General features: G+C 67.8%; 7 protein-coding genes and 1 pseudogene. 4 read left to right on the forward strand and 4 right to left on the reverse strand.

From position 1 onward, the window contains the following. Window positions 1-56 precede the first annotated feature (56 nt). From RTX79_RS08545 to RTX79_RS08555, 3 genes and pseudogenes are all read left to right on the forward strand, one after another. Window positions 57-2006 (forward strand): M28 family peptidase, encoded by a 1950-nt coding sequence (locus RTX79_RS08545; protein WP_312683198.1) that lies wholly within the window; start codon window positions 57-59, stop codon window positions 2004-2006. A 283-nt stretch (window positions 2007-2289) separates the two neighbouring features. After that, window positions 2290-3321 (forward strand): annotated as a pseudogene (locus RTX79_RS08550) (hypothetical protein); the annotation flags it as partial. Window positions 3322-3356: 35 nt separating this feature from the next. After that, on the forward strand, window positions 3357-4700 hold the full coding sequence (locus RTX79_RS08555) for a M13 family metallopeptidase (protein WP_312683199.1): 1344 nt from the start codon (window positions 3357-3359) through the stop codon (window positions 4698-4700). 66 nt (window positions 4701-4766) lie between these two features. Here the strand turns inward: RTX79_RS08555 and clpB are convergent, their stop codons facing one another. Next, a complete protein-coding gene (gene clpB, locus RTX79_RS08560; RefSeq protein ID WP_312683407.1) occupies window positions 4767-7352 on the reverse strand; it encodes an ATP-dependent chaperone ClpB in 2586 nt (861 codons plus the stop codon). A gap of 185 nt (window positions 7353-7537) precedes the next feature. On the opposite strand from clpB, the gene RTX79_RS08565 reads away from it, so the two are divergent. After that, complete coding sequence (locus tag RTX79_RS08565) at window positions 7538-8248, forward strand: glutathione S-transferase (protein WP_312683200.1); 711 nt, start codon at window positions 7538-7540, stop codon at window positions 8246-8248. Between the two features lie 96 nt (window positions 8249-8344). Here RTX79_RS08565 and RTX79_RS08570 read toward each other — a convergent pair whose 3' ends face one another. From RTX79_RS08570 to RTX79_RS08580, 3 genes are all read right to left on the reverse strand, one after another. Further along, the gene (locus RTX79_RS08570) at window positions 8345-9943 is read right to left on the reverse strand and encodes a hypothetical protein (protein ID WP_312683201.1); all 1599 of its coding nucleotides are present in this window, start codon (window positions 9941-9943) and stop codon (window positions 8345-8347) included. Window positions 9944-10095: 152 nt separating this feature from the next. Next, window positions 10096-11814 (reverse strand): thiamine pyrophosphate-dependent enzyme, encoded by a 1719-nt coding sequence (locus RTX79_RS08575; RefSeq protein ID WP_312683202.1) that lies wholly within the window; start codon window positions 11812-11814, stop codon window positions 10096-10098. A gap of 66 nt (window positions 11815-11880) precedes the next feature. Continuing rightward, window positions 11881-12750, reverse strand: coding sequence for an XAC2610-related protein (locus RTX79_RS08580; RefSeq protein ID WP_312683204.1), 870 nt, complete (start codon window positions 12748-12750; stop codon window positions 11881-11883).

Consider the following 12750-nt stretch of genomic DNA (forward strand, 5'->3'; position numbering starts at 1 on the left):
CGGTGAGCTGCACGAGTCGCTGCCGGCCCGGCACGACGCAGCATCCGGAGGCACCCATGCGTATGGACGTACATGCAGCCCATCGACACTGGACCGGCACCTTCAACAACCAGCGTTACGATGCACCTCGCACGGCGCTGGCGGCGCCGCTGAAGACGCTGAAGGTCGACAACCTCGCGGGCTACCTGACCGTCGCCGTGCTTTTTGGCAGCCTGGCGATGCCTGCGGCAAGCGCGCAGACATCGCCGCATGCTGAAACGAGTGCGCAGGCGTTACTGCCGGTCGCAACGCCGGCCAGCGGCCCGGCGCTCGCTGCGGACCGAACCTTCGCGCAGCTGGGGCCGTCCCTGCTGGCGGTCGCCAACAGGTTCGGTAGCGCCGCCGCGGGCACGTGCATGGCGCACCCACGCATCTGCGGCACCGTGGCCGGTGCTTCCATCGCCGGAAGCCTGATCGGTACGGCAGTGCTGGGCGCTTCGCCATCCCCACCAGGCCCGACGACCGCGCCCCTCCTGCTGCCCCCTTCAGGCGCCCCTGCGCCCCGTTCGCCTCATCCCCCTGTGCCGACACTCCCCGCCGCTGCTGCCGCAGAGATGGACGACCTGCAGCGTGAAATCGCCGGTACCACGCTGCCCGACGGAACGCCGCTGTCGCAGGCGCTGGCCAAGGCTGCAGGTGAGTGCGAAGGCAGCAGGCAGTGCTTGGCCGATCGGATCAATGCGATCCTCGCGCAGCTACCTCGTTTGACGGTCGCGCACCTGCAGGCCATGGTCGCCCATGCACGCATGCCGGCCTCGCCCACCGCGGCCGCCGGCTGGCCGCCGTTGGCAGACGCCTATCCGGTGCCGCCACAATGGGAAGCGCTCATCGAAATCCTGACGTCGATCTACACACCGGAGGTCGCGGCCTTGCAGGCCGACCTGGAACGTATCGTGGCTCGCCCTTCAAGCCTGGCAGGCGGGCCAGTGGCTGACTGGAACCATGTCAATGCACACCGCACCGACACGATCCAGGCCCTGTTGCAGGAGGCTGGCTGCCAGGTCGAACGACAGTCCTTCCCCGTCGGCACCGAACTGGCCGCCCTGCTGGATCGGCAGCACGGTGTGAACCTGTTGGCGCGGTTTCCGGCAGGCAGTCCCGCAGATGACGGCAGACGCCTGCTGCTGGTCGCGCACGGCGACATGATCGGTCTGTCGAGGGGCTCGCAGGGGGCGTACGACAACGGCGCCGGCGTCGCGACCCTGTTGCATGTCGCGCGCCAACTGCAGGCTGACATTGCCGGCCTGGACTGCCATGTGGAACTGCTGGTCACCGGCGATGAAGAAATGGGACTGGTCGGCAGCCGGGGCTACGCGGCGCAGTGCCGCGCCCACGGCGCCTGCCCCACATTCGCGGTCAATATCGACCTGGTGGGCCGCGGCGGCCTGGGTTACGCACTTTCGGACACCGCCGCCTTGGCATCGCAGCCCCGGCTGCGCGGTGCGGCAGCCGGTACGCCGCTACAGCCCTCTCCTGCCGAGACCTCCGCCAGCGCACTGCTGCAGGCCGTCTTCGCTGATCACGGCTTCCAGCGCTGGGCGCAGGCCCCGTCCGTGATCACCTCCGACCACCTCTCCTTCCAGAATGTGTCCATACCCGCAGTCGGACTGAGCCAGGTCAGCCAGGAGCAGGCCCGGCAATGGCGCCGCATCGACGATGCCCAAGCCCGGTGGCTGGACGCGTACGTGGCGGCCGGGCGGGGCAGCGACAGCACGCCTGGACTCGCCGACGCCGCCGAACAGCAGGCGTTCGAAGACTACTACGCACTGCGCCAGGCGCATCCCTTGGCCCCGCCTTCGATGGTCCACAGCGCGGGTGACCGGCTGTACCGCATCGACCCGCGCATGGCCGTGCAGTTCGGCGATGCACTGGCCGCCTTCGTCCGCCGCTGGGCAACGATGCCTGACCCCTCGCCCGTGCCCGGCCGCAGTGAAGCCGATGCCACCGATGCCCCCTTGGAGACCTGATCCGATGCCCGGCCATTTCTCGAGCATGTCCCAGCAGGCTGCGCGCTTCGAACGCAGCATGCAATGCACCCCCGCGGCGCTCTCCCGTCCGAGGGGCGACACGCACCGCACTGCGCTGCGGCGCATCGACAACCTGCAGGACCTGGACATGAGCGTGCCGATCCTGCAGCGCGCGGCGGCAGGGCACAGGCAGCCGGCGCTGCAGTTCCCGCGCAACGTCCTTGGCGCCGCCTTGCTTCTGTGGATGGCACAGCAGGCCAATGCGTCGTTGATCGGCGAAGGGATGGGCGGGGAACCGGCAGCACGCGGTCCGGCGCCCCCCGAAGCCGATCCGGCCCGCTGGCCGACGCCGAGGGACGTCGTCGATGGCCATGCCCACCAACGGGCCCTGGTTGGCGGCGGCGGCGGCTGGCCGCCGGGGGCTGCCGCCGCCGACACGCGTATCCCGCTGCAGGCACTGCCCGGGAGCGAGGCCACGGCCGCGGCGGATCGGCTGCTGCACGACGAGGCAGGGACGGTCGTGCCCCCTGCCCCTCCGGCGCTGGCCTTCGCCGCCGGAGCCTGCATACGCAACAAGCGACTGTGCGCGGCCGCCATTGCCGGCGCGGGCGTGTATGCGGCTGCGGACCTGCTGGGGACCCTCTACCGCCCCGTGCTGCAGCGACACTGGCAGGCAGTGCAGGCAGCCCTTGCTCCGGCGCCCGCTGCGCTGCCCCGCTTCACCCTGGACCTCGACGCGCTGCCACCGCAGGCGCGGTGGAACGCGAGCGGACGGGATCCTGCCCGCCCGCCCTGCACGTCCCTGGGCAACCACATCAATGGCCGTTGGCAGGATACCGAGGCGCTGGAGCGGAGCCGGACCCAGCAAGGGACCTTCGTGGACCTGCGTGATCGGTCACTGGCCATCCGCCAGCAGTTGGCGCGGCAGGTCGCTACCCTGCCCGATCCCTCCCCAGCCGAAAAACTCGTGTCCGACCTGTGGTCAGCAGGCATGGACGAAGGCCGCGTGGATGTCCTGGGCATCACGCCGCTACGACCGGCACTGGATGCCATCGATGCCCTCGATACGACCGCCGCATTGTCCACCTTCCTGTTTGCCCAGACAGCACGTGGCCGCAATGCGCTGTTCCAGCTCAATGCGCTGCCCGACATGGAGCACCCCGATCGCCTGATGGCCTATCTCAGCCAAGGCGGGCTGGGCCTTCCAGACGCCGATTGGTATACCCATCCACAGATGGCGCCGCGTGTGGATGCCTACCGCTCCTACATCATCCGCATGCTCTCGCTGTCGGGCCTGCCGGCGGTAGACGCCGCCCAGGCCGCAGGCGAGGTCGCGTTGCCCTGGAAAAAATGCTTGCCGCCGCCTCGGTACCCTTCTCCCGCCTCGCCAACGACATCACGCCTTACTACAACCCGCAAACGGTTGCCGAAGCATCCGCGCAGACACCGCGACTGCAATGGGAGGCACTGTTTGAACAGCATGGCGTGGATGCGCCCGGACAGCTGTCGCTTGGCATGCCGGACTATTTCAGGTGCCTGGATACCTTGCTCGACGCGCTTCCTCTACAGACCTGGAAGCATTACCTGCGCTTCCATGCACTGGACGATGCCGCTCCCTGCTTGGCACAACGGTTCGCGATGGCACACGCCGACTTCCATGACGGCGTGCTCAAGGGGCGGCGTTCGCCGGTCCCGCGCTGGGCGCGGGTCCTGGACATCATCGACCAGAACGCCGGGCTGGCCATGAGTGAGCCGTACATCGCCGCCATATGGAGCGCGCAGACCGGGCAACAGGTGCAGGCGCTCTCCTCCGATATCCATGCGGCCCTCAATCGCAGGCTGGCGGGTGCGGCGTGGATGGCGCCGGACACGCGCGGCCGTGCCCTGGCCAAGGCCGAACGCATCCGCGTTGATACGGGGCATCCCGCTACTTGGCCTGAGTGGGAAGGTGCAGGAACCGAAGGACGGGACTTCCTGCACGACGTCCACGCCGTGCAGGCGTTCGTGCACCACCGCAACATCGCCCGCATCGGCCTGCAGGTCGATCCGAACGAATGGAAGCTCAGCGCGCACAGCGTTGATGCTTACCAGGACACCTTCCAGAACCGCATCGTCATGCCGGCCGCGATCCTGCAGCCGCCGTTCTTCGACCCGGCCGCTGATGACGCGCTCAACTACGGTGGCATCGGCGTCGTGCTGGGGCACGAGATGGCCCATGGGTTTGATTCCATCGGAAGCCACATCGATGCTGACGGCGCCAGCAGGGACTGGTGGGCGGCAGAGGATCGACAGCGGTTTGATGCGATGGCCGCGCGCCTGGCCGCGCAGGTCAGCAGCTACCAGGTCGATGGCCGCGAGGTGGATGGCGACTTGACCCTGGATGAGAACCTGGCCGATCTGGGAGGGCTGGCGATCGCCTTGGATGCGCTGCGCGAGAAAACCCGCGGTGTCCCGGATCCGATGGTGGATGGGATGACGCGGGAGCAGCGATTCTTCGCCAATTTCGCCTTCTGCTGGCGACGCGCAGCGACCGCTGAGCGCACCGCACTGGACATGGACATGGAAAACCATGCACCCAGCCAGGTCCGCGCCGACCTGGGGCCCTCCAACCTGCCGGCTTTCAGCGAGGCCTTCGACTGCGCGCCCGGAGACCCCATGGCACGCAACCAGACCGAGCGGGTCAAGTTCCTTTGACCGGTGCGGCGGGTGGCCCTTGCACGGGCTACCCGCCACATCGGCGCGACGCGCAGGCAGTCGGCCTCACCCCTTCGCGAACACCAGGTGGCCGCCCTGCGCCTCCACGATCACGCTGTCGCCGCTGCTGAACGCACCGGCGAGGATCTTCTGCGCCAGCGGGTTTTCCAGCTGCGCCTGGATCGCCCGTTTGAGCGGCCGCGCGCCATAGATCGGGTCGAAGCCTACGTTGCCCAGCAGCTCGAACGCACCGTCGCTGACCTGCAGCTTGAGTCCGCGCTCGGCCAGCCGCGATTCCAGCCCGCGCATCTGGATCCGCGCGATCTGCTTGATCTGCGGCTTGTCCAGCGGGTGGAACACCACGATGTCGTCGAGGCGGTTGATGAACTCCGGACGGAAGTGCGCCTGCACCACGCCCATCACCGCGGCCTTCATCTGGGTGTAGGCCTCCGGTGAATCGTCACCGCTCATGTCCTGGATCTGGTGCGAGCCCAGGTTGGAGGTCATCACGATCACCGTGTTGCGGAAGTCCACGGTACGCCCCTGGCCATCGGTCAGGCGCCCATCATCCAGCACCTGAAGCAGGATGTTGAACACGTCCGGGTGGGCTTTTTCGACCTCGTCCAGCAGGATGATCGAATAGGGGCGGCGACGTACCGCTTCGGTCAGGTAACCGCCCTCTTCGTAGCCGACGTAACCCGGGGGCGCACCGACCAGCCGGGCCACGCTGTGCTTCTCCATGAACTCGCTCATGTCGATGCGGATCATCGCGTCGGTGCTGTCGAACAGGAACTCGGCCAGCGCCTTGCACAGTTCGGTCTTGCCGACGCCAGTCGGCCCGAGGAACAGGAACGAGCCACTGGGACGATCCGGATCGGACAGACCCGCGCGCGAGCGGCGCACCGCATCGGACACCACCTTGATGGCCTCTTCCTGGCCCACTACGCGGCGGTGCAGTTCGTCTTCCATGCGCAGCAGTTTTTCGCGCTCGCCTTCCAGCATGCGGCTGACCGGGATGCCGGTCCAGCGCGAGACCACCTCGGCGATCTCTTCGGCGGTCACCCGGTCCTGCACCAGCTTGAACTCGGTGTTCTCCGCCTCCTGCGCGGCGGCCAGCTGCTTTTCCAGCTGCGGCAACTGGCCGTACTGGATTTCGCTCATGCGGCCGAAATCCTGCCGGCGCTGGGCCGATTCCAGCTCCAGCTTCACCTGCTCGATCTGCTCCTTGATCTTCGTTGCGCCCTGCAGCGCCGCCTTCTCCGACTTCCAGATCTCGTTCAGGTCGGAGAAGTCGCGCTCCAGCGCATCGATGTCGTTTTCCAGGTCGGCCAGGCGCTGGCGAGACGCCTCGTCCTTCTCTTTCTTCAGCATCTCGCGCTGGATCTTCAACTGGATCAGCCGGCGCTCCAGGCGGTCCAGTTCCTCCGGCTTGGAATCGATCTCCATGCGGATGCGCGAGGCGGCCTCGTCCATCAGGTCGATGGCCTTGTCCGGCAGCTGGCGGTCGCTGATGTAACGATGCGACAGCGTCGCCGCCGCCACGATCGCCGGATCGGTGATCTCCACCCCGTGGTGCACGGCGTACTTTTCTTTCAACCCACGCAGAATCGCGATGGTGTCTTCCACCGTCGGCTCGCCGACCAGCACCTTCTGGAAGCGCCGCTCCAGCGCGGCATCCTTTTCAATGTATTTGCGGTATTCGTCCAGCGTGGTGGCACCGACGCAATGCAGTTCACCGCGCGCCAGGGCCGGCTTGAGCATGTTGCCGGCATCCATCGCACCGTCGGCCTTGCCCGCGCCGACCATGGTGTGCAGTTCGTCGATGAACAGGATCACCTGCCCCTCGCTCTTGGCCAGGTCGTTGAGCACGCCCTTCAGGCGCTCTTCGAACTCGCCGCGGAACTTCGCACCGGCAATCAGCGCGCCCATGTCCAGTGACAGCACACGCTTGCCACGCAGGCCTTCGGGCACTTCGTCGTTGATGATGCGCTGGGCCAGGCCTTCGACGATCGCCGTCTTGCCCACGCCCGGCTCGCCGATCAGCACCGGGTTGTTCTTGGTGCGCCGCTGCAGCACCTGGATGGTGCGGCGGATCTCTTCGTCGCGCCCGATCACCGGATCCAGCTTGCCGCTCTCGGCGCGCGCGGTCAGGTCGATGGTGTACTTCTCCAGCGCCTGGCGCTGTTCTTCGGCGCTTTCGGACTGCACTTTCTCGCCCCCGCGCAGCTTGTCGATGGCCACTTGCAGGCGTGCCTTGTCGGCACCGGCCGCGCGCAGCGCCATGCCCAGGCTGCCGCCGTCTTCCAGCGCCGCCAGCACGAACCACTCGCTGGCGATGAAGGCATCGCCCTGCTGCTGGGCGAGCTTGTCGGTATGGTTGAGCAGGCGGTTCAGGTCATTGCCGATGGACAGGTTGCCGGCCTGGCCGGACACCTTCGGCAACGCGGCAAGCGCCTCGTCCAGCCGCTCGCGCAGCACGGTCACGTTCACCCCGGCCTGCGAAAGCAGCGGCCGCGTGCTGCCGCCGGGTTGGTCGAACAGCGCACTGAACACGTGCACCGGTTCAACGATGGAATTGTCGCGGCCCACGGCCAGCGACTGCGCGTCGGCCAGCGCCTGCTGGAAACGCGAGGTGAGCTTGTCCATCCGCATGTCGAATCCTCGATCAGAGAAGCCGGCCACGCCGGCACTACCCATCAGATGCGGCTGCTGCCGCGGGTTTCAAGGGTGCTTGAGATCATGGTTCATGCGAAAGAAACACCGTGTGCAGACCATGATCACCGGGTCCTGCCATCGGCCACGCGATACTGCGCTGGCCTTCACCAGACGGGACCGACATGCATTACGAGCTCTATTACTGGACCGGCATCCAAGGGCGCGGCGAGTTCGTGCGCCTGGCCCTGGAAGACGCCGGTGCCGACTACACCGACATGGCACGGGTCCACGGTGATGCGGTCATGGATGCGTTCTTGGCCGGCAAGGCCGAGGGCGGCCGGCCGTTCGCGCCGCCGTTCCTGAAGGCCGGCCGCCAGGTCGTGGCCCAGGTGGCCGCCATCCTGGACTTCCTGGGCCCGACCCTGGACCTGGTGCCGCATGCGGCCTCACGCCGCGTGCAGGCGATCCAGCTGCAGCTGACCATCGCCGACCTGGTGGCCGAAGTGCACGACACCCACCACCCGATCGCCGCCTCGCAGTATTACGAAGACCAGAAGCGCGAAGCCATCGCACGGGCCGCGTCGATGCGCAGCGAACGCATGCCGAAGTTCCTCGGCTACTTCGAGGACATGGTCAAGGACAATGGCGGCCGCCACCCGCTGCGCGAGCACTCCTACGTCGACCTTTCCCTGTTCCAGCTGCTGGCCGGGCTGGACTACATGTTCCCGCAGCGGATGCGCGCCCTGTGGCCGTCGCTGCCGTTGCTTGCCGCACTGAAGGAGCGCGTGGAAAAACGCCCCGGCATCGCCGCCTACCTGGCGTCCGAACGCCGGCTGGCGTTCAACACCAACGGCATTTTCCGCCATTACCCGGAGCTGGACGGCCCCAGCTGACCCCGGTAGTGATGGCCGCTGGCCGTCATGCCCTGTCCCGGTAGTGACGGCCGCTGGCCGTCATGCGCCTGTCCCGGTAGTGACGGCCGCTGGCCGTCATGCCCCCCGCGGGGGCACCGGCTGCTTCTGCAACGACAACAGCCCCAGCAGCACCGCAAGCGCCACATAGGCACCCGCGAACTGCCAGCTGATGATCCGCGCCAGGCCCTGCAGGTCCCATGGCAGGTAGATGCCGCCGCGCGGGTCCACCGAGTGGATCAGCCCGAACACCGTCAGTCCGGCAGCCACCAGCAGCAAGCCACAGGCGCGGCGCAGGCGCCCGTCCACCATCGCCGCCACCGTGGCGATCCACAGCATCGAGGTGATGATGAAGCCATTGCCCAGCGCGAAGATCACCGCCAGCTCCGGCAGCCCATGGCCGTCCACCTTGGTCAGCATGGCCACCATCTGCTCCGGCGCGATCCAGCCCGGCGCCTTGATCGCCAGCAGGTAGGCGGCCGACGGCAGGAAGCCCAGCACCATCGCGCCGGCGTGCTGCTTCGGCGTGGCCTGGAAGGCCTGGGTGGTGATGTCGATGCCGACGTACACGATGATCGGCGCCAGCACCGCCAGCGGCAGCCACTGCACCAGTCCGGAGACGATGCCGAGCATGCCGCCGATGCCGATGAACAGACCCGTCAGCAGCGTGTAGCCGCTGCGTGCGCCCATGTGCTTGTACGCCGGCTGGCCGATGTACGGCGTGGTCTGCGCCACGCCGCCGCAGACACCGGCCACCAGCGTGGCGATCGCCTCCACCAGCAGGATGTCGCGGGTGCGGTAGTCATCGCCGGCCGCGCGTGCGCTTTCGGAAACGTTGATGCCGCCGACCACCATCAGCAGGCCGAACGGCAGCAGCAGCGGGAGGTAGGTCATCGCCGTCGGCAGGCCCTCCAGGAAGCCCAGCGAAGGCAGCGGCAGCACGATCTGCGGCGCATTCCACGCCGGCACCGCGAAGCCCGGCGCGCCCAGCCCGGCCAGGCCCAGTCCGTAATACAGCACCGTGCCGAACACGAAGGCCAGCAGCACCGCCGGCCCCCGCACCGGCAGCTTGCCCTTGGCGATCAGCACGTACAGCAGCAGGCCCAGGGTCACGAAGCCGACCAACGGCGAGCGCAGCGTTTCCAGCAGGGGCAGCAGGCCCATCAGCACCAGCGCGATGCCGGCGATGGACCCCAGCAGCGCCGCCCGCGGCAGCGCGCGGGTCACCGCTTCGCCGAAGAAGGACAGCACCAGCTTCAGCAGGCCCATGATCACCAGCGAGGCCATGCCGAGCTGCCAGGTGGCGATGGCCGCCGCATTCGGGTCCAGGCCCTGTGCCTTGAAGGCCACGAAGGCCGGGCCGAGCACCAGCAGCGCCATGCCGATGCTGGTCGGCGCGTCCAGGCCCAGCGGCATCGCGGTCACATCGTCGCGGCCAGTGCGGGCGGCCAGGCGCCGCGCCATCACCGTGTACAGCAGGTTGCCGACCAGCACGCCGAAGGCGGTACCGGGGAACATGCGGGTGAACACCACCTCGGCCGGGAACTGGAACATTCCCACCAGCGCCATGGCGATGAAACCGAGGATGGACAGGTTGTCGACCACCAGGCCGAAGAAACCGTTGAGATCGCCGGCGACGAACCAGCGCCGCGGAGCGGCAGGAGCAGGAACGGACATGAGGGGGCAGGAAGGGGTGTGGGGACCGCCGATGGTAGGCCCCGCAGGGTCCGCATGCCAATGATGATTGGTTGGGGTCAGAGTCAGGGGTCGGATTCCTTTTCCACGCAGAAGGAATCCGACCCCTGACTCTGCCCCCCGCTGCGGGGACCTCAGCGTTTGAGGAAGTTGTCCGCCAGCAGCTCCTTGACCTCGCCGATGCGCCCGGCCAGCACCGCCTTGGCCATGTAACGCGCGGTCCCGATCACCTGCCCCGCCTCCACCTGCGGCGGCATCACCAGCTCGGTCGGGGCGGTGTGCACGTCCAGCAACGCCGGCCCCGGCTGGGCCAGCAGGTCCTGCACGGCCAGCGCCAGATCCTGGCTGCGGGTCACCGTGCGGCCATGGAAGCCGATCACTTCGGCCAGCTTGCCGAAGTCCGGATTCTTCAGTTCGGTGTAGTAGTCCAGCAGCCCTTCGACCTTCTGTTCCAGCTCCACGAAGTTCAGCGAGCCGTTGTTGAACACCACGATCTTGATCGGCAGGTTTTCCTGCACGGCGGTCAGCAGGTCGCCCATCAGCATGCTCAGCCCGCCATCGCCGCACAGCGCGACCACCTGGCGGCCGGGGAAGGCTTTCTGCAGGCCCAGCGCCTGCGGCATCGCATTGGCCATCGTGCCGTGCAGCAGGCTGGTCAACGTGCGCCGGCGGCCGTTGACGCGGATATGCCGCAGCACCCATACCATCGGCGAACCGCAGTCGGCGGTGAACAGCGCATCGTCTGCGGCGTACTGGTCCAGCAGTGCGGTGAGGTACTGCGGGTGGATCAGTTCGCCCTCGCCGGGCGCCTCTTCTTCGGCCCGCTTGGCCAGGGCCTTTTCGCGGTGCCCGATGCACTCGTCCAGGAAGTCGGTGTCTTCGCGCGGCGGCAGCATCGGCAGCAGCGCCTCCAGCGTCGGGCCGATATCACCGACCACGCCGAGGGTCACCGGGTGGCGCCTGCCCAGGTGGCTGCCATCGTGGTCGACCTGAATGATGGTGGCCTTGTCCGGGTAGTACTGGCCCCAGGCGAAGTCGGCCCCGAGCAGCAGCAGGGTGTCGCACTCCATCACCGCATGGAATCCCGACTCAATGCCGAAGATGCCGGTCATGCCCATGTTGAAGGGGTTGTCCGGCTCGACGAAATCCTTCGCCCGCGAGGTATGGGCGATCGGCGCCTGCAGCCTGCGTGCCAGTTCCAGCAGCGGCGCATGGGCGCCTTGGCAGCCGGCACCGGCGTAGATGCCGATCCGCTTGCCCTGCCCCAGCAGTTCGGCGATGCGCAGCAGCTCGTCATCGCCCGGCCGCAGCACCGGCTGGGTGTAATGCACCGCGAACGGCGGATCGTGCTTGACCACCTGCTCGCTGATGTCCGACGGCAGGATCACCACCGCCACGCCGCGCCGGCTGATCGCTGCCTGGCAGGCCAGCGTGACCACGCGGCGCGCCTGTTCGGCGCTGTACACCTGTTCGCAGAACACGCTGCAGCTGGAGTAGACCGCCTTGAAGTCCACTTCCTGCGGAAACTCCATGCCCAGCTCGCTGGTGACCACCTGGCTGGCGATCAGCACCATCGGCGCCTTGTTGCGGTTGTTCTCGAATACGCCGTTGATGAAGTGCAGGCTACCCGGCCCACACGAGCCGGCGCAGGCCGTCAGCTGGCCGCTGATCAGCGAATCGGCGCCGGCCGCGAAGGCGGCGACTTCTTCATGGCGCACGTGCACCCAGTCGATGTCACTGCCGTGGATGGCGGTGGTCACATGGTTGAGGGTGTCACCGACAATGCCGTAACAACGCCGCACGCCGGCCTGCTGCAAAGTCTCGACGACGATATCGGCAACGCGCTTGCTCATGGCCTGGACTTCCTGGAACGAGGGAAGCCTGAGCATGGACCGGGGTCGGTGATACCGCCGTGGGGATCACCCCTGTTCCGGCAAAGCGACCTGTACCCAGCCGATCACCGGCCCGCGCGTGGGATTGCGGTAGCGCACCTGCAGCCAGCCATCGCGCGCATCCAGCAGCTCCACGCGGTCACCGGCAACCAGGTAACGGCGGGTGTCGGCATCGCCAACGGCGCGGTACAGCGCAAGGCGCGCCGGCACTACGCGTGCGTTCACGCCACGCAACGGCACCCCGCTCGCAGGCGGGGCGAGGCCATCGCCGATGGCATGCTCCAGCGCGCGGCCGGCTGCGTCGTAAGTCGTCCACACCGCCAACGGTCCGGCGTCGGCGCCGGCCTTGTCGACCGCCAGCACCGCAGCCAGCGCCTGCGTATCGAGCATCAGCAGCTGTTCGGCGCGGTACAGATAGAGTTTTTCGCCCTGGTACCGGTAGAAATCGGTGTACCACATCGGACCACCGCGGCAGGTGCTGACCAGGGTGCGGGTGGGCGCATCCACGCGCAGCGACCACAACCCATCGCAGTTGGCCGGGGCGCCGGTGGGCGCCGCCAGCGGCTGCAACCGCGCCGTCCGGGCATCGTAGCGGTACACCGCCACGGCTTCGTTGACCTGGCCGACGCTGGCGCGCACCACCAGGTCCTGCAAGCCGTCGAAATCGACGTCCTCATGATCCAGCCGTGAGCGACCTTCTTCGTCGGCCACACCGTCCAGCTGCTGCAGCGCGGCGTCCTTGCCGATGCGAACCTCCACGCCCCCGCCGTCCCGCACGCGCGCCCGTACCGGCACACCGGGCGCGGCGTCGAACGCCACGCCCCCGTCATCCTGCGCCTGCGCGGGCATCGCCATGCCGACGCTGCACAGCGCCATCAACAGCAGGCGAGCGCGCAT

Origin of the sequence: Stenotrophomonas chelatiphaga (genome assembly GCF_032054965.1) — a bacterium.
Classification (GTDB): Bacteria; Pseudomonadota; Gammaproteobacteria; order Xanthomonadales; family Xanthomonadaceae; genus Stenotrophomonas; species Stenotrophomonas chelatiphaga.